Below are 23086 nucleotides of genomic sequence, written 5' to 3'. Positions count from 1 at the left end.
GCCGCCTCCGTACGGGCCCGGCCCCGAGGCGCCCCTCACGCCGCCGAGGGCTGCCACGCCTCCTGGAACCGACGGCGGGCACGGAAGAGACGGGAGCGGACCGTGCCCACGGGCAGGGCGAGCACCTCGGCCATCTCCTCCTCGTTGAGCCCGTAGGCGCGCAGGGTGAGGACCTGCCGGTGCGCCCGGGACAGCCTCTCCAGCACGTCGCTGATGTGCACCGCGTCCAGCGGGTTCACCTCCTGCCGCGCCTCCACCTGCGAACAGCAGCGCTCCGCGCCGTAACGTCTGGCGGTGCGGAGGGCCTCGCGGACCGTCACCGAGCGCACCCAGCCGTAGAACGCCGCCGGTTCGCGCAGGGAACCCAGTCCGCGGTAGACGGCGAGCAGCGCCTCCTGCGTGGCGTCGGCGCCGTCGTCGTGGGTGATGGACCGGCAGATGCGCGCGACATAGGGCGTGATGCCGGTGAGCAGGTGGTTCATCGCGTGCTCGTCGCCCGCCTGGGCTCGGGGGAGCAGCGTCAGGGGAGAGGGGAGTTCGCTGACGGTGGTCATGTCGGACAGGGGTTCCTCACGGCAGCCGGACGGGCGGGGGACGGGAAGGGCGAAGGGGCGGTGCTCAGCCCGTGACGGCACGGGCGCGCCCGGGCTCCGCCGCGGTCGCGAAGCGCAGGAGCCCGGCACGCACGTCGTCGCGGAACGCCCGCATGAAGGACGGGCTGTAACAGGCGGTGAAGTGCGGGAACTCGATGGAGAGCCGGCCCTCGAAGGAGACGACGCACGCCATGACGGGGCTGCGTCCCGCCTGCGGGAAGTACTGCTCGCGGGCCGGCACCAGGCGCACGTCGACCGCCCGCAGTCCGTCCGGCAGCCGCGGGCCGGGGACGACGCCCATGTTGGTGGCGATCACCGTGGCCAGCTGCAGAGCGGGGTTGCGGGGGATCTCCGGCGTGATGCGCACCTCGTGGAAGTGGTCGCCGCGGGAGAGGAAGTCGCTCAGCCGGGCGTGCACGGCACGCGCCAGTTCCAGCGGCTCGGATGCCTCGGACACGCCCAGGGTCTGCAGGTGGGTGGTGACCGCGGGCACCGGGGCGGAGGCGGGCAGCGGAGGGGAGAGCCGGGAGCGCAGGTCGACGGGGGAGAGACAGCCGAGGGTGCGGGACCCGTCGCCGTCCAGGCGCCGCCGTGCGGTGACCAGCAGGGTCGCGGCGATCAGGGCGTGCACGGAGACGCCCGAGCCGCGCGCCGTCCGGCGCAGCCGCGAGGTGAGGTCCGGATCCAGGGTCAGCCTGCGGACCTCGATGTGCCCGTCCGGGCCGGTGGCGGGCGGGCGCCGCACATCGTAGGGCACCAGTTCGACCGGGTGCCGCCGTGCCTCCTCGAGGCGGCCGTCTAGGTACTTCGCCGTGTCGGCGTCGTCGGCCGGAGGCAGCAGCCGGCTGACGGGCTCGGGCAGGCGCGGGAGGCCGGGACCGCCGGCTCCGGCGGTGGGGTCCCCGTCGACCAGCGCCCGGTAGCGGTCCCACAGCGCGTTGTGCAGCGCGATGCTGCTGTGGCCGTCGGTGACGGTGTGATCCACCACCAGCACGAACAGATGGCTCTCGCCGTCCGGCGCGCTGACCAGGACGGCCCGGCTCAGCGGGCCGCCGACCGTGAGGGGCCTGTTCAGCTCCGCCGCGTAGGCCTCCTCCTCGCCGCCGGTCCGGGTGACCAGTCGGGGCCGCTCGGCCTCACCGAGAACGCGCAGGACGTGGCCCGCGCCGTCCTGTTCGATGCGGGACCGCAGCGGCGGGTTCGCCTCCGTCACGGCGTCGAACGCGGCCGACAGCGCCGCGACGTCCACGGGCCCGCGCAAGGCGCAGGACAGAACGGCCCTGCTCCTCTGGCCCACATAGAGCGTCTCGACCGGACACAGCGCACGATGCATGCCGTCAGCCTTCTTTCCGTCGTTCGATTCGGGTTTCCACGGCCCGGTTCGGTCTTCCGCCGCGGTTTTCCGCGGGTGTCGGGGGCCTTTCGAGAGTGCACGGCGGAACGCCGCCGAATCCAGCCGAGAGCCCGGAGTGAAGGGAAGTCGCGTGATTTCCCTAAAGGTCGGAGCGGGACGCGCACTCCCCGGCTCCGCGTTCTCCAGGGAAATCCCTGAAACGGCGTCCCGGGGGCCCGCTCCCCCTTGACCCGGCCGGTTCCGGTGCACCACCGTGCTGTGCCGTGAAACCGGGGCGGGTGACGTGATCCCCCGCCCTCGGCGTGCGACGTCCTTTCCGCCCCGTGGGCCCGCCCGGCGCGTACACACACGCGAGGGCGGCACGGAGCGGTGGCCGCACCCGTCCGATCCGGCCGGGCCTTCGCCGGCCGGGACATTACGGCTTGCCACGTGAGGGTTGTGCTATGTCACTCCAGGAGGACGAACGTCGACCGCTGTCCGGGGCCCAGGAGGGCCTCTGGTACGCCGGGCGGCTCGCACCGGACGGCGCCGCGTACAACACCGCGGAGGCGGTGGAGATCCACGGCCCCCTCGACACCGCTCTGTTCGAGACCGCGCTGCGGCGCACCGTCGGTGAGGCCGACACCTTCGCCCTGCGTTTCGCCGACACCGACGACGGGCCCCGCTGTCACCTCGCCCCGGACGCGGACGACTGGCCCCTGCACCGGGTGGACGTCAGCGACGCCGAGGACCCCGGAGCCGCCGCGTGGGCCCACGTCCGCGCCGATCTCACGGCCCCCGTGGACCTCGAGAAGGGCCCGCTGTTCGCGCACACCCTGCTGACCCTGGCCCCCGACCGCTTCCTCTGGCTGCTGAGGGCCCATCACCTCCTGCTCGACGGCTACAGCTACAAGCTCCTCGGGCGGCGCCTGGCCGAGACGTACAACGCCCTGGCCGAGGGGCGGGAGCCGGACCCCTGCGGCTTCGCGCCGGTGAGCCGGCTCCGGGCGGAGGAGGAGGCCTACCGCGCCTCCGAGCGGTACGCCCGCGACCGCGACCACTGGGCGCGGCGCCTGGCCGGCCTGCCGGAGCCCGCCCGGCTCACCTCCCGCACGGCCGCCCCCGTCGCGCCCTTCCTGCGCCGCACCGCCGAGCTGACGCCCGCCGAGGCCGGCGCCCTCGACGCCGCCGCGGCCCGCCTCGGGGTCCGGCGCACCGACCTGCTGACCGCCGCCACCGCCGCCTACCTGCACCGGATGACCGGCGCGGAGGACCTGGTGCTGGGCCTGGCCACGATGAGCCGGCTCGGCGGCGCCGCCCTGCGCACCCCCGGCACCGCCTCCGACGTCCTCCCGCTGCGCGTGGCCGCCGCCCCCGGGACGTCCGTCGTGGAGCTGGCGCGGGCCGTCGCCGGCGAACTGAAGGCCCTGCGCCGCCACCAGCGCTACCGGGGCGAGCTCCTCCGCCGCGACCTGGGTCTGCTGGGCACCGGACGCCGACTGCACGGGCCGGTGCTCAACATCGTCCCGTTCGACGAGTCCCCGGTCTTCGGCGGACACCCCACCACCTGGCACCACCTGTCCGGCGGCGCCGTCGACGACCTCCAGATCTCGGTGCGCCCCGGCGCCCGCCCCGGCGGACTGTGGCTGGCCCTCGACGCCAACCCCGCCCTGTACGAGGAGGACGAACTCACCCTGCACCGCGACCGGTTCCTCACGGTGCTGCGCCGGCTGGCCGAGGCGGAGCCGACGACGCCGCTGGGCGACCTGGACGTCCTGCTGCCGGGCGAGCACCCGCGCGACACCGCCGTGCACACGTACCCGGTCGAGCGGACCCTCACGGAGCTGTTCGAGGAGCGGGCGGCGGCCGGGCCCGAGCGGACCGCCGTCACCTGCGGGGACGGACGGCTCACGTACGCCGAACTCAACGCCGAGGCCAACCGCCTGGCCCGGCTGCTGACCGGACACGGCGCCGGCCCGGGCCGGGTGGTGGCGCTGGCCCTGGAGCGCGGAGCGCGGCTGCTGCCCGCCCTGCTGGCCGTCCTCAAGACCGGCGCCGCCTACCTGCCCCTGGACCCCGGCCACCCGGCCGAGCGGCTGCGGCTGGTCGTCGAGGACGCGGCCCCCGTCGCCCTCGTGACCGAGCACGCCCACGCCCACCTCGCCCGAGGCGCCGTCCCCACCGTCCTGCTGGACGACCCGGAGGTCGCGGCGGACCTCGCCCGCCGCTCCGGCGCCGACCTGGGCGACGCCGACCGGCACGGGCCGGTGAGCCCGTCCGACACCGCGTACATCATCCACACCTCCGGCTCCACCGGCCGCCCCAAAGGCGTGCCCGTCCCGCACGCGGCCGTCGTGCGGCTCTTCGCCGCCGCGGCCGAGCACATCGACTTCCGCGCCGACGACGTGTGGACGCTGTTCCACTCCTACGCCTTCGACTTCTCCGTCTGGGAGATCTGGGGCGCCCTGCTGCACGGCGGCCGGGTCGTCGTCGTGCCGCACGCCGTCAGCCGCTCGCCGGGGGAGTTCCTGGAGCTGGTGCACCGCGAGGGCGTGACGGTCCTCAGCCAGACGCCGTCCGCGTTCGAGCAGCTGATCGACGCCGACCTGGAACGGGCCGGGGACAGCGGGGCGCTGCGCCACGTCGTCCTCGGCGGCGAGGCCCTGCGCCCGGCGCGGCTGCGCCCCTGGGCCGACCGGCACGGCCTGGACCGCCCGGCGCTGACGAACATGTACGGCATCACCGAGACCACCGTGCACGTCACCCACCACCGCCTCACCCGCGCCGACCTGGACGACCCGCGCCGCGGCAGCGTCATCGGCACCCCGCTCGCCGACCTCCGCGTCCACCTGCTGGACGCCGCGGGACGCCCGGTGCCCCCCGGCGCCACCGGCGAGATGTACGTCTCCGGCCCCGGCGTCGCCGCCGGATACCTGAACCGGCCCGAGCTGACCGCCGAGCGCTTCCTCGACGACCCCTACGGCCCGCCCGGCACCCGCATGTACCGTTCGGGCGACCTGGCCCGGCGCCGCCCCGACGGCACGCTCGACTACCTCGGCCGCGCCGACGCCCAGGTGCAGCTGCGCGGCTTCCGCGTCGAACCCGGGGAGATCGAGGCCGTCCTCGCCGCCCACCCGGGCGTCGCCCGCGCCGCCGTCGTGCCCCGCCGCGCCGACAACGGCGCCCTGCACCTCGTCGCCTACGCCGTCCCCGCGGGCGACGGACCCGTCGACCCCGCCGAACTGCGCGCCCACACGGCCGTGCACCTGCCCGCGCACATGGTCCCGGCCGTCTGCGTCCCGGTGGACCGGCTGCCGTTGACCGCGAACGGCAAGCTCGACGTCCGGGCCCTGCCCGCCCCCGACTTCACCGCCGCCGCGTCCGGCACCCGCCCGGGGACACCGCAACAGGCCCTGGTGTGCGGACTGTTCGAGGACGTGCTGAAACTGCCGCGGGACACGGTGGGCACCGACGCGAACTTCTTCGACCTCGGCGGCGACTCCCTGCTCGCCACCCGCCTGCTGGCCCGCCTGCGGCACGAGACCGGCGCCGAGATCCCCGTCACCGCCCTGTTCGAGGCGCCGACCCCGGCCGCCCTCGCCCGGCGGCTCGCCGTGCGGGCGGGCGCCGTCCCGCCCCGGCCGGTCCTCGCGGGCGCCGCGCGCCCGCAGCGGGTGCCGTTGTCCTTCGCCCAGGAACGCATGTGGTTCCTGAACCGGCTCGACGGCGGAGCGGCCACCTACAACATCCCGCTCCTCGTCCCGGTCGGCGCCGACCTCGACACCGAGGCGCTGCGGTCGGCCCTCGGCGACCTGGCCGACCGCCACGAGAGCCTGCGGACGGTGATCGCCGAGCACGACGGAGTCCCCCACCAGCGCGTCCTGCCGCCGGGGGAGCTGCGTCCGGTGCTGCGGCGCGTCGACTGCCCCGCCGCGGAGACCGCCGCCCACATCACCGCCGCGCTGCGGCACCGCTTCGACCTCACCGCCGAAAGCCCCCTCGCCGCCTGGCTGCTGGGCACCGGAGCCGAGCGGACGCTGCTGTTCGTCCTGCACCACAGCGCGGCCGACGGCTGGTCGCTCGGCCCCTTCGCCGACGATCTGAGCACCGCCTACGCGGCCCGCCGGGCCGGCCGGGCGCCCGCGTGGACCCCGCTGCCGGTGCAGTACGCGGACTACGCGCTGTGGCAGCGCGCCCTGCTGGCCCCCGGACCGGACGGCCCGGGCCGGCTGGAGCGGCTCACCGCCCACTGGCGCACCGCGCTGGACGGCCTGCCCGAGGAGTGCACCCTGCCCGGCGACCGGCCGCGTCCCACCGCACCGCGCGGCGGCGGCGCGCACGTCGAGGCCACCGTCGACGCCGCCCTGCACCGCGCCCTGCTGGGCCTCGCCGACCGCGAGGGCGCCAGCCTGTTCATGGTGCTGCACGCCGCCGTCAGCGCCCTGCTCACCCGCTGCGGCGCCGGCGAGGACATCGTCCTCGGCACCCCCGTCGCGGGCCGCACCGAACCCGCGCTGGACCCCCTGATCGGCCTGATCGCCAACACCCTGGTGCTGCGCGCCGACACCTCCGGCGACCCCGCCTTCCGGGACCTCCTCGCCCGGCTGCGCACCGCCGACCTGGCCGCCCTCGACCACCAGGACCTGCCCTTCGACCGGCTGGTGGACGAACTCAACCCGCCTCGAACCCCCGGCCGGCACCCCCTGTTCCAGGTGATGCTGGCCCTGCAGAACAACGCCCCCGCCGTCCTCGAACTGGACGCCGTCCGAGCAGAGTTGCGGCCCACCGCCACCGGCACCGCCAAGTTCGACCTCTTCGTGGACGTCCTGGAACGCCACACCCCGGCGGGCGCCCCCGACGGCCTGACCCTGCACGTCGAGTACGCCACCGGTCTCTACGACGCCGGCACCGCAGAGGCGTTCACCCACGCCCTGCACGACGTCCTGCGCGCGGTGGGCGCCGACCCCGGGGTCCGCGTCGGGGAACTGCCCGCGCTCCCCGGGCGCACCCCCCTCCCGGCCGCGACCGACCCCGCGGAGCTGGAGGACGCGGCCCTCGCCGTGCCCGGCGTCCGCGACGCCCGCGCCCTGCCCGGCGCCGACGGCGCCCCCCCACGTCTGTACGTGGTGCCGGGGCGGGCGGACGCCGCCGAACGCGTCGAGGACGCCCTGGACCGCGCGGGCCACGGCACCGTCCGCGTCACGGCGGTCAACGCGCTGCCCCGCGCGCAGGACGGCACCGTCGACACCGCGGCGCTGCGCGCCCTGCCCGCCGTCGACCGCACCGCGGCCGGCACCTGGCGGGATCGCCTGACCGCCCTCCCCGGCGTCACCGACGCCGAGGTGACGGTGGAGCAGGCCCCCGAGGAACTGGACCGCCGTCACACCGGCCTGCCCGACCGCGGTACGACCCCCGCCCCCGCCCCCGCCCGCACCGACCGGGCGTCCGCCGTCCCGGCGCTCAGCGAGGGCCCCGCACTGACCGAGCCGTCCGTGCCGAGCTGGGCCGAGGCCCTGCGGCGTGCCGCCGCACGGGACCGGGGCGACATCGTCCACGTCCACGCCGACGGCAGCGAACACCGGCGCCGCTACGCCTCCCTGATCCCCGAGGCCTCCCGCGTCCTGGCCGGCCTGCGCCGGGCGGGCCTGCGCCCGGGCGACCGGGTCGTCCTCCAGTGCGACGCCACCGAGGACTTCCTCGCCGTGCTGTGGGGCTGCGTCCTCGGCGGCTTCGTCGCCGTCCCGCTGACCGTCCCCGCCTCCCACGACACGCCCTCGGCGGCGCTGACCAAGCTGGAGGGCGTCTGGCGGATGCTCGGCCGGCCCTGGATCGTCTGCTCCGCCGGCCGCGAGGCCGGACTGCGCGCCCTGGCCGCCCGGCAGAACTGGCCCGGACCACGGATCACCACGGCCGACGCGCTGCGCGAGGCGCCCGAGGACCGCGACTGGCACCCCGCCGAGCCGGACGACCTCCTGCTGATGCTCATGACGTCCGGCAGCACCGGCCTGCCCAAGGCGGTGCGGCTCACCCACCGCAACGTGCTGACCCGGTCCGCCGCCACCGAGCAGATGAACGGGCTCGGCGCGGACGACGTCTCCCTGAACTGGATCCCGCTCGACCACGTCACCGGCGTGGTGATGTTCCACCTGCGGGACGTGTACCTCGGCTGCCGCCAGGTCCACGCCCCCACCTCCTGGATCCTGCAGGACCCGCTGCGCTGGATGGACCTCGCCGACCGGCACCGGGCCACCGTCACCTGGGCGCCCAACTTCGCCTTCGGGCTCCTCGCCGAGCAGTCCCACCGCTTCACCGACCGCGCCTGGGACCTGTCACCGATGCGGCTGGTGATGAACGCCGGCGAGGTCGTCGTCGCCTCGGCCGCCCGCCGGTTCCTGCACGCGCTGAAGCCGTTCGGCCTGCCGCAGCACGTGATGCACCCCGGCTGGGGCATGTCCGAGACCTGCTCCGTGGTCACCGACGCCGTCCTGCCCGGCGAACCCGACGCCGCCGAGGGCGCGTTCGTCAGCTGCGGCCGGCCCTACCCCGGCTTCGCCATGCGGGTCGTCGACGACACCGGCACGGTCCTCCCCGAGGGGGACGCCGGCCGGCTCCAGGTCCGCGGCACCTCCGTGACCGGCGGATACCACGACAATCCGGCGGCCAACGCCGAGGCGTTCACCGGGGACGGCTGGTTCGACACCGGCGACCTGGCGTTCCTGCGGGGCGGCGAGCTGTACATCACCGGCCGCGCCAAGGACGTCATCATCGTCAACGGCGTCAACCACTACAGCCACGAGATCGAGGCCTGCGTCGAGGAACTGCCGTGCGTGGAGCGGAGCTTCACCGCCGCGGTCGCGGTGCGCACCGACCCGTCGTCGCCCACCGACGAACTGGCCCTGTTCTTCCACCTCACCCCCGAGGCAGCCGCCGACCCGGCCGGCGCCCTCCGCGAGATCGCCGGCAAGGTCACCCGGGAGATCGGCGTCAGTCCGGCCTTCCTGATCCCGGTGGCGCGCGAGACCGTCCCCAAGACGGAGATCGGCAAGATCCAGCGCACCCGACTGCGCAAGCGCTTCGAAGCCGGCGACTTCGACACCGAGGTCCGCCGCACCCAACTGCTGCTGGGCACCGCCGCCACCGTCCCCGACTGGTTCCTCCGGCCCGTGTGGCAGCGGGCGGAACGCCCCGACGCCCGCCCGGCGGCGCCCGGACGGCACACCCTCGTCCTGGCCCGGGACGGCGACGCCCTGGCCCAGCGGCTCGCGGACGCGCTGCGCGGGAGCGGCGGCCGGTGCACCGTGGCCGAAGGGGGCACGGCGTACGCACGCCTCGACGCCGCTCGCTACCGCGTCCGGCCCGGCGAGCGGAGGGACTACGCCGCACTGCTGGACCGGTTGGAACGCGACCAGCGGCCGGTCGACGCCGTACTGCACCTCGGCGCACCGCGGGGCACCGGCGCCGTGGAGCCGTACGACACGACCGGCGCGGAGGAACTGCTCTCCTTCGTCCGGGCCCTGACCGCGCGTCCCGAACCGTCGCGCCCCGTCCACCTGGTGCACGTGACGGCGGGTGCCCAGGCCGTGCACCCCGGCGAACTCCCCGATCCGGCCCACGCGATGACCGGTGCGCTGCTGAAGTCGCTGGGCGAGGAGTCCGGCAGGCTGCGCGCCACGCACCTCGACCTCCCCCCGACCGGCGACCCGGACCTGCCGACCCTCCTCGCCGAGGCGGCGGTCACGGCCGACGGTGCGGACGTGGCGTACCGCGACGGGCAGCGGTACGTGCGCCGCCTCGCCCCCCTGCCCGACACCCCGCCCCGCGCGGGACAGCCCGCGCCCGACGGTTTCACCCTGCTCACCGGCGGGCTGGGCGGCGTCGGCGCCGAGATCGCCGCCCATCTGCTGCGCACCCCCGGCACCCGGCTGCTCGTCATCGGGCGCACACCGAGACCCGACGGCCGTGTCCTGCCGCGTCTGCGCGAGCTGGGCGAGGTCCGCTACGCCCCTGCCGACGTCACCGACGAACGCCAGGTGCGGGCCGCGGTGGAGGCCGCCGCCGAGGAGTGGGGCGTGCCCCTGGGGTCGGTGCTGCACCTGGCCGGCACGCTCGTGGAACGCCCCGTGGGCGAGCTGGACGCCGCCGCCTGGCGCCGGGCGCTGGAGGCGAAGGCGCGCGGCGCGTGGACGCTGCACAGGATCACCGCCGACCACCCGGTCGGCTCCTTCATCACCTTCTCCTCGGTGAACGGCTTCTTCGGCGGCGCCATGAACGCCGCCTACGCCGCCGCCAACGCCTACCTGGACGCCCTCGCCCGCCACCGCCGCGCCCTCGGCCTGCCCGCGCAGTCCCTGGCCTGGAGCATGTGGCGCGAGCGCGGCATGAGCCGCGGCTACGGGCTCACCGCGCTCACCGAGGCCCGCGGCTACCGGCTGCTCGACGTCCCCGCCGCGCTGCGCTCGTTCGACCTGGCCCGCTCCCTGGACGAGCCGCACCTGCTGATCGGCGCCGACCGCACCGCCCCCTGGGTCCGCAGCCACGTCGTGGCCCCCGTGCGGCAGGTGCGGCGCCTGGCCGCGCGCGTCGGCCTGGAGGACGGCACCGACCTGGGCGCCCTGTACCGCGCTGCGGCCGACGGCGCCCACGCGGCCGGCCTGTCCGACGCCTGGACGCTGCGCTCGGCGGGCACCACCGCGCGCCCGGACGAGGCGGAGGCGGGAGAGGAACTGCGGCGGCTGGAGAACCGGCTCGCCGAGGTGTGGTGCGGCGTACTGGGCCGCGACCGGGTGGGCCGGGACGAGAACTTCTTCGACCTGGGCGGCAACTCCCTGCTCCTGGTCACCGCCAAGGCCGCCGTCAACCGCGCCTTCGGTACCGACCTGCCGGTGGTCGACCTGTTCGCGCACCCCACCGTCCGGGACCTGGCCCGCCACCTGTCGGCGCGCGTCGGCGCCGGCGCCACGACCGCCGTCGGACCGGCGCCGCGGCGCGAGCCCGCCGAGCCCTCGCACGGCGGTCTCGACCGGGCCAAGGACCAGGCACGGCGCCAGCGCGCGGCACGCGCCCGCCGATCGGCACGGCACGGCGAGGACCGGGGCCGTGCGTGACACCGCGGGGCCGGGAGAGGACGAGGCGACATCCATGCACGACACCACCGAGCCGGGAGAGGACGAGGCACAGGCCGTGCACGACACCACCGCACCCCACGACGAGGACCTCCCCGCCGTCGCCGTCATCGGCATGGCGGGCCGCTTCCCCGGCGCCGACGACCTCGACGCCTTCTGGGAGAACCTCGCGGCCGGCCGGGAGTCCGTGCGGCCCGTCACCGACGAGGAGTTCCTCGCCGCGGGCGGCGACCCGCGCGACCTGGACGACCCGACGCTGGTCCGGATGGCGTCGGTCGTCGAGGGCATCGACCGCTTCGACTCCGGCTTCTTCGGCTACGGCCCCGCCGAGGCCGCCGTCGTCGACCCGCAGCAGCGGCTCCTGCTGGAGACGGCGTACCACGCCCTGGAGGACGCCGGCTGCCTCGGCGGGGACCGCGCGGGGGAGGCGTTCGGCGTGTACGCGGGCGGCGGCGACAGCCGCTACTACCCGGCCCACGTGTACCCCCGCTTCGCCGGGCAGCCCGGCTCGGTGGCGCTCGTCCACGCGGCCACCGCCAACTCCCTGGGCACCCTCGCCACCCGCGTCTCCTACGAACTCGGCCTCACCGGCCCCGCCGTGTCCCTCCAGACGGCCTGCTCCACCGGGCTGGTCGCCGTGCACACCGCCTGCCAGGACCTGCTGGACCACCGCTGCGACACCGCGCTCGCCGCCGCCGTCTCCCTCAACCCCTCCGCGGCACTGGGCTACCGCCACGTGCCCGACGGGCCGTTCTCGCCCGACGGCCACTGCCGCGCCTTCGCCGCGGACGCCGCCGGCACCTCCTCCGGCGACGGCGTGGGAGCCGTCGTGCTCAAACGGCTGGAGGACGCCCTCGCCGACGGGGACCGGGTCCGGGCCGTCATCCGCGGCAGCGCCGTCAACAACGACGGCCGCCGCAAGGTCGGCTTCAGCGCGCCCAGCGCCGCCGGACAGACCGAGGTGATCCTCGCCGCGCAGGCCCAGGCGGAGGTCGACGCCGGCACCATCGGCCTGATCGAGGCGCACGGCACCGCCACCAGGCTCGGCGACCCGATCGAGGTGTCCGCCCTGACGGAGGCGTTCCGGCAGAGCACGCGGCGGACCGGATTCTGCGCGCTCGGCTCGGTCAAGACCAACATCGGCCACCTCGGAGCCGCCGCCGGCATCGCCGGACTCATCAAGGCGGTCCTGGCCCTGGAACACCGGCGGATCCCGCCGAGCCTGCACTTCGACCGGCCCAACCCGCTCATCGACTTCGACGCGAGCCCCTTCCGCGTGCCCACCGTCCTGGAGGACTGGCCCGCAGGGGAGCACCCCCGCCGCGCCGCCGTCAGCGCCTTCGGCATCGGCGGCACCAATGCCCACGTCGTCCTGGAGGAGGCCCCGCCGGCCCCCGCCGCGCCCCGCCCACCCGAGGACGGACACCGCCTGGTACTGCCGCTGTCCGCGCGCACCGCCGGCGCCCTGCGCGGCCAGGCCGAGGCACTCGCCCGGCACCTGGAACGCCGGCCGGCGCTCCGCCTGGACGACGTGGCCCACTCCCTGCGCGCCGACCGGCCCGCGCTGCGCCACCGGCTCACCGTCACGGCGGCCTCCCGCGACGAGGCGCTCGACGCGCTGCGCTCCGCCGTTCCCGCCACCCCGCCGCTCTCCGACGACCCGGCCCGCGTGGCGTTCCTGCTGCCCGGCGGCGGCACCCAGTACCCCGGCATGGGCGCGGACCTGTACCGCGACCGCACCGTCTACCGCGACACCGTCGACGAGTGCGCCCGCATCCTGCGGCCCGTCCTCGGCGCCGACCTGCGCGCCGCCCTCTTCGAGGAGCGGCGGCCCGACGACACCTCCGCGTTCCTCGGGCTCGTGGTCACCGAGTACGCCCTGGCCCGCACGCTCATGGAGTCGGGCGTGCGCCCGGACGCGCTGATCGGCCACTCGCTCGGCGAGTACACGGCCGCCTGCCTGGCCGGCGTCATCGACCTCGCGGACATGCTGCCCCTGGTCACCGAGCGCATCCGGCTCATCGGCTCCGCCGGCGGAGCCACGGTCGGCGTCGCCGCTCCGGCCGAGGAGGTCCGGCCGCTGCTCGACGACGAACTGTCCCTGGCCGCCGTCAACGGCCCCGGCGCCTGCACCGTCGCCGGACACCTCGACGCCGTCACCCGCCTCGAAGCCCGGCTCACCCGCCGCGGCGTCCCGTTCCGCCGCCTGCGCATCCCCGTCGCGGCCCACTCCCACGTGCTGGACCCGGTCCTGCCGGCCTACGAGAGCCACCTCGACCGGGTCACCCTGCGTCCGCCGCGCATCCCGTACGTCACCAACGTCACCGGCACCTGGGTCACCGACGCCCAGGCCACCTCCGTGCGGCACTGGATCGCCCACACCCGCGACACCGTGCGGTTCGCCGACGGCATCACCGCCCTGTGGGACCGCCTGCGCCCCGTCCTCGTGGAGATCGGTCCCGGCGACACCCTGACCAAGCTGGCCGCCGGCCGGCTCGCCGACGAGACACCGGTGACGGTGACCACCATGCGGCACGCCAAGGCCGAGGCGTCCGACGGGTTCGTCCTCGCCGAGGCGCTGGGGCGGTTGTGGAGCGCGGGCGTGGACGGCGCCCTGCCCCCGGTGCCGGGCGCGCCCCGACGGGTGCCGCTGCCCCCGTACGCCTTCGAACGCCGGCGCCACTGGATCGACGCTCCCGGCGCCCGCACGGAGCCCGCCGCGCCCGGCACCCCGGTCCCCGCGGACACCGGCCCCGGCCTCGCCCCGCGGCCCCGGCTGACGACGGAGCACGTACCGCCGCGCACCGAACGCGAACGGGCGGTGACCCGGCTCTGGGAGGAGACCCTCGGCATCGGCGGCATCGGCCTGCACGACAACTTCTTCGACCTCGGCGGCGACTCGATGCGCGCCGTGCTGCTGGCAGGCCGACTGCGCCAGGCCGGCGTCCTCGACGTCCCGGCGGCGACCCTGCTGGCCGCGCCCACCGTGGCCGGGGTCCTCGCCGCCGTCGAACCGGACGGGACCGGAGCGGGGAAGGCCCCCACCGCGCTGAGCCCGCTGCTGCCGCTGCGCGCCGAGGGCACCGCCACGCCCCTGTTCTGCGTCCATCCCGGGGCGGGCGTGTCCTGGCGCTACACCGGTCTGCTGCCGCACCTCGGCGGTGACCGGCCCGTCCACGGCATCCAGGCGGCCGGCCTCGACGGCACCGCCCCGCCCGCGCCGGACGCCGCCGCCATGGTCGGCCACTACCTCGGCCTGGTGCGCCAGGTGCAGCCGCACGGCCCGTACCGCCTGCTGGGCTGGTCCTACGGAGGGTTCGTCGCCCACGCCATGGCCTGCGCGCTCCAGCGCGACGGCGAGCGCGTCGACCTCCTCGCCATGCTCGACGCCCCCCAGCCGCACGGCACCGTCCACGACCCCGACGCGGCCGAACGCCAGGTGGCGGCCCTGCTGTCCAGGGTGGCCGGACTCCCCGCGGACCTCGCCGCGGCGCCCCCGGACGTCGACACCGTCCTGGACCGGATCGACACCCGGGTCACGGCCGACCCGGCGAGTTCGCCCGTCACCCGCGCCGAGGCCGCCGCCATCGCCGCCGTCATGCGCAACAACCTGCGCATCGCACCGCAGTTCGCCCCCGGCGTCTACCGCGGTGACGTGCTGTTCTTCAGTGCGGCCGAGGAGGACCCCACGGACTTCCCGGGCGACCTGGCGGTGCTGCCCGGCAAGGCCGACAGCTGGCGGCCCTACGTCGACGGCACGCTCCACGACCACCAAGTGCCTTGCGGGCACTACGAGATGACCGAACCCGAGCCGATCGCCCGCATCGGCGAGACGGTCGCCAAGGCCCTGCGCGGCCTCGACGGCTGAACCGCCGTTCCCGTTCCCCGTTTCCCGTTTCCCGTTTCCCCCGAGCACGCGTTGAGGAGACCCAGCGTGAGAGCGACCCAGGACTTGTACGAACTCGGCGACGCGCCCGAGATCGGCACCGTCCCCCGGAAGATGTACGCCTCGCTCATCCGCCGTGAGCGCTACGGACAGCCCGTCGACGCCTTCCGGACCGAGGTGGTCGACGTCCCGCCCGTGGGGCGCGGACAGGTCCTGGTGAAGGTGATGGCCGCCGGCATCAACTACAACAACGTCTGGGCGGCGCTGGGTTCGCCGCTCGACGTGATCGCCGCCCGGCAGAAGGCGGGTGCCGTCGAGGACTTCCACATCGGCGGCTCCGACCTGTCCGGGATCGTGTGGGCGGTCGGTGAGGACGTGCGCGGGGTGAAGCTCGGCGACGAGGTCGTCGTCCTCGCCAACCGCTGGGACGAGAGGGCCGAGGACGTCCGCCTCGGCGGCGACCCCACCTGGTCCACCAGCCAGCGGGTGTGGGGTTACGAGGAGAACTACGGTTCCTTCGCCCAGTTCGCGGTCGTCGACGACTACATGTGCCACCCCAAGCCCGCCCGGCTGTCCTGGCCGGAGGCCGCCTGCTACATGGCGACCGCGGCCACCGCCTACCGCCAGCTCTTCGGCTGGCCGCCGCACACGGTGCGCCCCGGCGACCCGGTGCTGGTCTGGGGCGGCGCCGGCGGACTGGGCTGCATCGCCATCCAGCTCGTCCGGCACGTCGGCGGCATCCCCGTCGCGGTCGTCTCGAGCGAGGAACGCGGCGCGTTCTGCCTCAAGCTGGGCGCCGAGGGCTTCATCGACCGGCGGGAGTTCGACCACTGGGGACGGCTGCCGGACACCTCCGACGAGGCGGCCATGGGCCGCTGGCTGTCGGGCGCCCGCGCCTTCGGCCGGCGCTTCTGGGAGGTGCTCGGCGAGCGCCGCGGCCCGCGCATCGTACTGGAGCACTCCGGCGCCGACACCGTTCCCACCTCGCTGTACCTGTGCGACAACGGCGGCATGGTCGTCCTGTGCGGCGGCACCACCGGCTACAACGGCGACGTCGACCTGCGCTTCCTGTGGATGCGGCAGAAGCGCCTGCAGGGCTCGCACGTCGCCACCGCCCGCGAGGCACGAGAGGTCACCCGGCTGATCGATCAGGGAATCATCGACCCGTGCCTGTCCCGTACCTTCGATTTCGACGAGATCGGCCTCGCCCACCAGCTCATCCACGACAACCGGCATCCGGCCGGGAACATGGCCGCACGGGTGGGCGACCGGGGGTGATTCGTGTCCGGCCTGAGGGGTACCTGCGGCGGGGTACGACGCACGCGCACCTCCCGGAGGTACCCCCCATGGGCAAGCTGGGCGACATGATGAACAAGGCCAAGCAGATGGCCAAGGGCCACCCCGACCAGGCCGACAAGGGCGTCTCGGGCGCCGAGCGCATGGTCGACGAGCGGACGGGCGGCAAGTACGACGCCAAGACCGACAAGGTGGCCGACGCGGCGCGGCGTTCCTACCGGGACGGCGGCACGCCGGAGCGCTGACCCGGCCCGTCTTCCCGCCCCCCGGCGCGCCGGGGGGCGGGAAACGCCTGTTCAGGCCCGGCCGGCCACGTAGCTGAACACCCCTGCCCCGACGCGCACCACCCGCACCCGTACGGCGCGTGCCGGATCCGCGCGCAGGCAGACGAGCAGGACGTCCCCGGACGGGCACGCCCGCAGGTCCCGCAGGCTCCCCGCCGGTCCGGTCCGGCCTCCGCCCCCCGGCACGTCCAGGGCCTTCCACGCGGCCTCCTTGGCGGAGAACAGCTCCGTCACCGACCGGGCCGCGCCCGCACCCCGCGGCGGCTCCCCGTCATCGAGCAGCGCCTCCTCGTCCGCGCGCAGCACCAGGCGAGCCGCCGCGCGGGGGAGGGGCCGCAGCTCCAGGTCGCAGCCGAGCGGCAGGTCCCGGTCCGGGGCGCGGGCCACGGCGACGGCGATCCCGGCGCTGTGCGAGATCGAGGCCGCCCGGCCCGGCGGGAACACCGGCAGCCGTCCCGAACGAGGGATCTCGCCGCAGTCCAGCCCCACCGCGCGCAGGGCCCGGCGGGCGGCCCGCCGACCGGCCAGGAACTCCAGCCGGCGCCGCGGCGGCATCGACGCCGCGGCGGCCGCCTCGGCCGGTCCGGCCGGCCGCGGACACGGTTCCGAGACGGCCGCGACGCCCAGACCGAGCCCGGCGGCGGCCAGCAGCGGACGCAGCGCGGACACGTCACCGTCCGTCGCCCGCCGCCGCGCGCTCACACCCGCAACAGCTTCTTGACGATCTTCCCGGCGGGGTTGCGCGGGACCTGCTCGATGAACTCCACCCGTCGCGGGCGCTTGTACGGCGCGAGCAGCCCCGCGACATGCGCGAGCAGCGCCGCCGCGTCCGCTTCCGCATCCGGCTCCAGGGCCACGTACGCCAGCGGCACCTCCCCGTAGTCCTCGTCGGGTGTCCCGACGACCGCCGCGTCCCGGACCGCCGGGTGGGTCGTCAGGGCACGCTCGATCTCCGAGGGGTAGACGTTCTGGCCCGCGCGGATGATGACGTCCTTCGTGCGGTCCACCAGGCTGATGCGGCCCTCGTCGTCCATGAAGCCGAGGTCGCCCGTCCTGATCCAGCCGTCGAGGGTGATCTCACGGGTGGCCTCCGGGTCGTTCCAGTAGCCCCGCATGACGCCCGGCCCGCGCACCACGATCTCGCCGATCTCATCGCGCGGCAGCTCCCGGCCCTCCTCGTCCACCACGCGGGCGGACATGCCCGGCACGACCCGCCCGCACGGGATGCGGGCGGTGACGTCCCCGGGAGCGGGGTGCTCGTCGGGGCCGAGCGTGACGAACGGGCCGCCCACCTCGGTCATGCCGTACACCTGCCGGAAGCCGCAGCCGAGCCGCTCGACCGCGTCGGCGTAGACGTCGAGCGGCATGGGGGCGGCCCCGTACAGGATCTCCCGCAGGGTGGACAGGTCGGCGCGGTGGGACGCCCGGGCCCGGAGCATGAAGCGCAGCATCTGCGGCACCAGCCACATGTGCGTGGCGCGGTGCCGCTCCACCGCGGACAGCGCCCGCTGCGGGGTGAAGCCGGGCATCAGCACGACCGTCGCGCCGGCCGCCAGGTAGGTCAGCGACACGACCATGCTGCCGTGGTACAGCGGGCAGCAGTTGACCATGACGATGTCGTCGGTGGGGCGTGCCATCACCAGCCAGCCGAGGGCGATGGCCCGCAGCGACGCGCTGTCGACGGTGACTCCCTTGGCCTGCCCGGTGGTCGCCGAGGTGTGCAGCACGGCGACCGGGTCGGTGTCGGCGACGTCCGGCAGGTCCCGCCCGGCGGCCAGGGTGCCCAGCGCCGCGAAGGCGGGCTTGTCGAGGGCCAGCCGGATCCGCACCGACGCCGGCAGTTCGGGGTGCCGGTCCAGCAGCTCGGACTCGCCGAGGACGGCCACCGCCCCGACGCGCTCGACGATCCCGGCGATCTCGGGCCCGGCCAGGCTGTGGTTCAGCGGCACGAACAGCGCGCCGAGCCGGGCCAGCGCGAAGTAGCTCTCCAGGACCTCGATCCGGTCCTTGGCGAGCACCGCCACCCGGTCACCCCGGCCTATGCCCAACTCGGCCAGCCCTCGAGCCAGTTCTATGGTGCGGTCGTGGAACTCGGCCCAGGTGACGCTGCGTTCCTCGTCCACCAGCGCGGTCCGGTCGGGCCGGCACTGGCGGTTGCGCTCCAGCAGCTGCGTCAGCCACATCACGCGCCGCCGCTCGCGCCGGCGGCCGCGCGCCCGGCCACGAAGCGCTCGTAGTCGCCGATGGTGTGCAGCCCTTCCATGTCCTCTGCGGTGATCTCCACGCCGAGCCGCTGCTCGACCAGGAGGACGAGGCGCACCAGGTCCCCGGAGTCGATGCCGCTGGCGGCCAGGTCGACGTCGTCGCCGACCTGGTCGGCGTACTCGGCCGTGCCGGTGAGTTCGACCAGCAACTCCCTGATGGTGCTCATGGTTTCCCCTTTCGCCTCGGCGTGCCGGCCGCCGCGCGGTGTACGACTGTCACCCCCTGGAGAGGCGGGCGGGGCCCGGTCCCACTCCCCGGGCCGGTCCGTGAGCTTTGTCACGCGCCCGAACCTCGCGCGGCGGGGATAGCCGGACCGCGCGCCCGTCCTCTTACCGCGACGAAGCCATCCGCTCCGTCCGGCCCGCTCCCGGCCGGACGCGGGCGGATCCGAGCCGAAGGAGTGATGCGAGTGCCCAGGCAGCCGGTACGGGTCCGGGCCCCGGGGCGGTGTCCGGAGCGCCGCACCGCCGCGGCGGACCCCGGACGCGCGGGCGGTGCCCGGTGACCCCGCGGACCGCCACCGCCACCGACGCCGCGGCCCCTGCGGACGGCGACGGGCCGCTCGCCCGCTTCGACGCGCTCGTCGCCGGCGGCGGGACGATCGAGCCGCGCGACTGGATGCCCGACGGGTACCGCCGCATGCTGGTCCGCCAGATCGCCCAGCACGCCCACTCCGAGATCATCGGCATGCAGCCGGAGGGGGCCTGGCTCACCCGCGCCCCGTCCCTGCACCGCAAGTCGGTCCTCCTCGCCAAGGTCCAGGACGAGGCCGGCCACGGCCTGTACCTGTACTCCGCCGCCGAGACGCTCGGCGTGGACCGCGCCGACCTGCTGGACGCCCTGCACGAGGGGCGGCAGCGGGCCTCCGCCACCTTCAACCACCCCGCGCTGACCTGGGCGGACACCGGAGCCATCGCCTGGCTGACGGACGGCGCCGCCGTCATCAACCAGGCACCCCTGTGCCGCACCTCCTACGGGCCGTACGCCCGGGCCATGCGCCGCGTCTGCCAGGAGGAGGCCTTCCACGTGCGGCAGGGCTACGACCTGATGCGCGCCCTGTGCGAGGGGACGCCGGAGCAGAAGGAGATGGCGCAGGACGCGGTGGACCGCTGGTGGCTTCCGGCCGTGGCGCTGATGTTCGGGCCGCCCGACACCGGGGCGGGCGGCGCCGGCGCCCGGACCGCCGCGCCGGGAGCCGCGGTCTCCCGCCGTGCGATGGCCTGGGGCATCAAGCGCCACACCAACGACGAACTGCGCCAGCGCTTCGTCGACAGTTGCGTCCCGCAGGCCGAACGCCTCGGCCTGACGCTGCCCGACCCCGCGATCCGCTGGAACGAGGAGCGCGGCCACTACGACTTCACGCCCGTCGACTGGGACACCTACCGCGAGGCGCTGGGCGACGACACCCACTGGGCGCGGCAGCGGATCGCGCACCGCAGGGCCGCGCACGAGGACGGCGCCTGGGTCCGGGAGGCCGCCGCCGCGTACGCCGCCCGGGCGGACGCGGCGGGAGGGGAGGACGCATGAGCGGGGCACGGGAGGGCGCACCGGCGTCCTGGGAGGTCTTCCTGCGGGCCCGCCGGGGCCTGGCCCACCAGCACGTGGGGTCGGTGCGCGCGGCCGGCCCGGACGCGGCGCTGGCCGCCGCCCGCGACCTGTACACGCGCCGGGGCGATCCGCTGTCGCTGTGGGTGGTCCGCTCCGACGCCGTGCACGCGACCTCCCCGGACGAACGCGACCCGTACTTCGCGGGCGCCCGCCACAAGCCCTACCGCTACCCCGAGCACTACGCGCCGCTGACCGAGGAAGGCCCCGAAGGTGAGCACGACGAGTGACGCCCCGGCGGTGCGCCCGGGCCCCCCGCCGTCCACAGCCCCCGATCTGGCCCTGCACCTCCTGCGCCTCGGCGACGACGCGCTGGTCCTCGGACAGCGCCTGTGCCAGTGGATCACCCGCGCGCCGACCGTCGACGAGGACCTGGCCCTGTCCAACATCGCCCTCGACCTGATCGGCCACGCCCGTGTCCTGCTCACCCGTGCCGGACGGCTCGACGGAACCGGCCGCACCGAGGACGACCTCGCCTACACCCGCCCCGGACGCCGGTTCACCAACGCCCTGCTGACCGAACTCCCCAACGGGGACTTCGCGACGACCGTGGCCCGCCAGCTCGCCTACAGCCACTACGCCGTCCTGTACTACGAGGCGCTCGCGCACTGCGCCGACACCGAACTCGCCGCGTTCGGGGCACGCGCCCGCAAGGAGGTCGCCTTCCACCGGATGCACGCGGACCGCTGGACGGTGACGCTGGGCCGCGGCACCGAGGAGAGCGCCCGCCGCATGCAGCGGGCCCTGGAACGGGTGTGGCCGTACACCGGTGAACTCTTCGAGGAGGACGAGGTGCTGCGCCGCCTGGCCGAGTCCGGCACCGTGCCCTCCCCGGCACCCCTGCGCGAGACGTGGCTCCACCGGGTCACCGGCGTCGTCACCGGGGCGGGGCTCACCGTGCCCACGCCCACCTGGTCGGCCAGGGGCGGCCGTTCGGGCCTGCACACCGAGGAGTTCGGTCCGCTGATCGCCGAACTGCAGTCGGTGCGCCGTCAGTTCCCCGGGGGAACCTGGTGAGCGGGCCCGCACCGGCCGCGGCCCGCCGCTCCGCCGAGGAGGTGCGCGAGCGGGTGGAGGCGCTCCCGGACCCGGAACTGCCGGTGATCGGCCTGGGCGACCTCGGCGTGGTGGGCTCCGTCGCCCCGGGCGCCGACGGCGTACTGGAGGTGGAGATCACGCCCACCTACCTGGGCTGCCCCGCGCTGCCCGAGATCACCGCCGCGGTACGGGGCGTCCTGACCGCCTGCGGCCACCCCGACGGCCGGGTCCGGCAGGTCCTGGCACCGCCCTGGACGACGGACCGCATCACCCCCGAGGGACGGCGCAGGCTCGCCGCGCACGGCATCGCCCCGCCCGTGTCCCCGGCCCCCGCCGGCCCGGTCCCCGTCGAACCGGTCGCGGTGCCCTGCCCGCACTGCGGCTCACGGGCCACCCGGCCGCACAGCCCCTTCGGACCCGCCCGCTGCCAGTCGGTGCTGTGGTGCACGGCGTGCCGCGAGCCCTTCCCCCAACTGACCGCACTGTGAGACACACCGTGAACACCGCCGCCCTCCCGCCCGCCCCCCTGGACGAGGCGCCGACCGGCCCGCCCCGCCGCGCCGGCTGGCACCCGCTCGAGGTCACCGAGGTCCGTCACCTGACCGCCGACACGGTGGCCGTCACCCTGAACGTGCCCGCCGCGCTGCGCGACGTCTTCACCCACCGCCCCGGCCAGCACGTCACCGTCCGGCACCGCCGCGCCGACGCCGAACTGCGCCGCAGCTACTCGGTCTGCCCGCCACCGCACGCACCCGGGGTGCTCCGCCTGGTGATCAAGCGGTCCGGCCCCGGCGGCTTCGGCGACCACGCCACCAGCCGACTCGCACCCGGCGACCACCTCGAACTCTCCCCGCCCACCGGCACCTTCACCCTGCCGGAGCTGCCCGGCGCCCACCACGTCCTCCTCGCGGGCGGCACCGGCATCACCCCCCTGGCCCCGATGGCCGCCCACGCGCTGCGCCGGGACCCAGCCTGCCGCGTCAGCCTCGTCCACTCGGTCCGTACCTCCGCGGACGCCCTGCTGGCCGATGAACTGGCCGGACTGAAGGACGAGTTCGTCGATCGCTTCACCGTCCTGTACGTGCTGACCCGCGAGGACACGGGCAGCGGGGGCGGCCCGCTCGCGCGGCGGCTCGACGCGGCCGGGCTGCGCCGCCTGCTGGCGGCCGTGGACGCCCGTCCCGGCCCGGACACCGCGTTCGCCCTGTGCGGACCGCCCGGCCTCCTCGACACCGCGGGGCGGGTCCTGGCCGGCCGGGGAACCGATCCCTCGCTCGTCCGCCGGGAGCTGTTCACGGCCGGCGGTGCGGCACGGCGGGCGCCGGATCCGGCCGGACCGGCACCGGAGGCGGGGGAGGTGCGGGTCACCGCCCTGCTCGACGGGCGCCGCCGTACCGCCACCGTCCTGCCGCACGATCCCGCCCTCCTCGACGCGCTGCTGCGCGCCCACCCCGACGTGCCGTACGCCTGCCGCGAGGGCGTGTGCGGCAGCTGCCGCGCGAAGGTCCTGTCCGGGCGGGTGGCGGCGGACCGCCAGCACGCCCTGGACGAGCGGGACCGCACCGCCGGCTACACCCTCGTCTGCCGGGCCCGGCCGCGCACCCCCGAGATCACCCTCGACTTCGACGCCTGACCCGCACGCCACGCCACCGCACAGCGAAGGA

The 23086-nt window shown here is 75.7% G+C and carries 14 protein-coding genes; 9 read left to right on the top strand and 5 right to left on the bottom strand.

Going from position 1 to position 23086, the window contains the following annotated elements; genetic code table 11:
- Positions 1 to 35 precede the first annotated feature (35 nt).
- A complete protein-coding gene (locus ACZ8ZB_RS01375; RefSeq protein WP_470735878.1) occupies positions 36 to 554 on the bottom strand; it encodes an RNA polymerase sigma factor in 519 nt (172 codons plus the stop codon).
- A gap of 64 nt (positions 555 to 618) precedes the next feature.
- Entirely contained in the window at positions 619 to 1926 is a 1308-nt protein-coding gene (locus ACZ8ZB_RS01370; RefSeq protein ID WP_470735877.1) for a phthiocerol/phthiodiolone dimycocerosyl transferase family protein, read from the bottom strand.
- A 464-nt stretch (positions 1927 to 2390) separates the two neighbouring features.
- On the opposite strand from ACZ8ZB_RS01370, the gene ACZ8ZB_RS01365 reads away from it, so the two are divergent.
- The 4 genes from ACZ8ZB_RS01365 (at position 2391) to ACZ8ZB_RS01350 (ending at position 16475) form a co-directional block, all read left to right on the top strand.
- The gene (locus ACZ8ZB_RS01365) at positions 2391 to 11030 is read left to right on the top strand and encodes an amino acid adenylation domain-containing protein (protein WP_470735876.1); all 8640 of its coding nucleotides are present in this window, start codon (positions 2391 to 2393) and stop codon (positions 11028 to 11030) included.
- Complete coding sequence (locus ACZ8ZB_RS01360; protein ID WP_470735875.1) at positions 11023 to 14916, top strand: type I polyketide synthase; 3894 nt, start codon at positions 11023 to 11025, stop codon at positions 14914 to 14916. Before ACZ8ZB_RS01365 ends, ACZ8ZB_RS01360 begins: the two co-directional genes overlap by 8 nt.
- Positions 14917 to 14982: 66 nt before the next feature.
- Positions 14983 to 16212 (top strand): crotonyl-CoA carboxylase/reductase, encoded by a 1230-nt coding sequence (gene ccrA, locus ACZ8ZB_RS01355; RefSeq protein WP_470735874.1) that lies wholly within the window; start codon positions 14983 to 14985, stop codon positions 16210 to 16212.
- 68 nt (positions 16213 to 16280) lie between these two features.
- Positions 16281 to 16475 carry an antitoxin gene (locus tag ACZ8ZB_RS01350; RefSeq protein WP_470735873.1) on the top strand — a complete coding sequence of 65 codons (195 nt, stop codon included), beginning with the start codon at positions 16281 to 16283 and terminating at the stop codon, positions 16473 to 16475.
- 51 nt (positions 16476 to 16526) lie between these two features.
- Here ACZ8ZB_RS01350 and ACZ8ZB_RS01345 read toward each other — a convergent pair whose 3' ends face one another.
- The 3 genes from ACZ8ZB_RS01345 to ACZ8ZB_RS01335 are packed head-to-tail and all read right to left on the bottom strand — an operon-like array spanning position 16527 to position 18945.
- Entirely contained in the window at positions 16527 to 17216 is a 690-nt protein-coding gene (locus ACZ8ZB_RS01345; protein ID WP_470735872.1) for a 4'-phosphopantetheinyl transferase superfamily protein, read from the bottom strand.
- The gene (locus ACZ8ZB_RS01340) at positions 17213 to 18697 is read right to left on the bottom strand and encodes a class I adenylate-forming enzyme family protein (RefSeq protein ID WP_470741393.1); all 1485 of its coding nucleotides are present in this window, start codon (positions 18695 to 18697) and stop codon (positions 17213 to 17215) included. The genes ACZ8ZB_RS01345 and ACZ8ZB_RS01340 overlap by 4 nt, the downstream gene beginning before the upstream one ends.
- The gene (locus ACZ8ZB_RS01335; protein WP_470735871.1) at positions 18697 to 18945 is read right to left on the bottom strand and encodes an acyl carrier protein; all 249 of its coding nucleotides are present in this window, start codon (positions 18943 to 18945) and stop codon (positions 18697 to 18699) included. The genes ACZ8ZB_RS01340 and ACZ8ZB_RS01335 overlap by 1 nt, the downstream gene beginning before the upstream one ends.
- 335 nt (positions 18946 to 19280) lie before the next feature.
- Here ACZ8ZB_RS01335 and paaA point away from each other — a divergent pair, with 335 nt between their 5' ends.
- From paaA to ACZ8ZB_RS01310, 5 genes are read left to right on the top strand one after another with little or no spacing between them, the layout of a single operon-like run.
- On the top strand, positions 19281 to 20306 hold the full coding sequence (gene paaA, locus ACZ8ZB_RS01330) for a 1,2-phenylacetyl-CoA epoxidase subunit PaaA (RefSeq protein WP_470735870.1): 1026 nt from the start codon (positions 19281 to 19283) through the stop codon (positions 20304 to 20306).
- Positions 20303 to 20614 carry a 1,2-phenylacetyl-CoA epoxidase subunit PaaB gene (gene paaB, locus ACZ8ZB_RS01325; protein WP_470735869.1) on the top strand — a complete coding sequence of 104 codons (312 nt, stop codon included), beginning with the start codon at positions 20303 to 20305 and terminating at the stop codon, positions 20612 to 20614. The genes paaA and paaB overlap by 4 nt, the downstream gene beginning before the upstream one ends.
- 10 nt (positions 20615 to 20624) lie before the next feature.
- Positions 20625 to 21401: a 1,2-phenylacetyl-CoA epoxidase subunit PaaC gene (gene paaC, locus ACZ8ZB_RS01320; protein ID WP_470741392.1), complete on the top strand. Its 777-nt coding sequence runs from the start codon at positions 20625 to 20627 to the stop codon at positions 21399 to 21401.
- A complete protein-coding gene (gene paaD, locus ACZ8ZB_RS01315) occupies positions 21398 to 21910 on the top strand; it encodes a 1,2-phenylacetyl-CoA epoxidase subunit PaaD (RefSeq protein WP_470735868.1) in 513 nt (170 codons plus the stop codon). Before paaC ends, paaD begins: the two co-directional genes overlap by 4 nt.
- Positions 21907 to 23055 carry a 2Fe-2S iron-sulfur cluster-binding protein gene (locus tag ACZ8ZB_RS01310; RefSeq protein WP_470735867.1) on the top strand — a complete coding sequence of 383 codons (1149 nt, stop codon included), beginning with the start codon at positions 21907 to 21909 and terminating at the stop codon, positions 23053 to 23055. Before paaD ends, ACZ8ZB_RS01310 begins: the two co-directional genes overlap by 4 nt.
- The last annotated feature ends 31 nt before the right edge of the window (positions 23056 to 23086 follow it).

The organism is Streptomyces sp. 12E (assembly GCF_055633275.1).
The sequence above is the reverse complement of the archived record's forward strand: the minus strand, read 5'-3'. Positions and strand labels throughout refer to the sequence as shown.

Excerpts from the sequence above, each read along its gene's own strand:
- ACZ8ZB_RS01370 (WP_470735877.1), bottom strand. The coding sequence starts at position 1,926 with ATGCATCGTGCGCTGTGTCCGGTCGAGACGCTCTATGTGGGCCAGAGG.
- ACZ8ZB_RS01375 (WP_470735878.1), bottom strand. The coding sequence starts at position 554 with ATGACCACCGTCAGCGAACTCCCCTCTCCCCTGACGCTGCTCCCCCGA.
- paaB (WP_470735869.1), top strand. The coding sequence starts at position 20,303 with ATGAGCGGGGCACGGGAGGGCGCACCGGCGTCCTGGGAGGTCTTCCTG.
- ACZ8ZB_RS01335 (WP_470735871.1), bottom strand. The coding sequence starts at position 18,945 with ATGAGCACCATCAGGGAGTTGCTGGTCGAACTCACCGGCACGGCCGAG.
- ACZ8ZB_RS01340 (WP_470741393.1), bottom strand. The coding sequence starts at position 18,697 with ATGTGGCTGACGCAGCTGCTGGAGCGCAACCGCCAGTGCCGGCCCGAC.
- ACZ8ZB_RS01365 (WP_470735876.1), top strand. The coding sequence starts at position 2,391 with ATGTCACTCCAGGAGGACGAACGTCGACCGCTGTCCGGGGCCCAGGAG.
- ACZ8ZB_RS01350 (WP_470735873.1), top strand. The coding sequence starts at position 16,281 with ATGGGCAAGCTGGGCGACATGATGAACAAGGCCAAGCAGATGGCCAAG.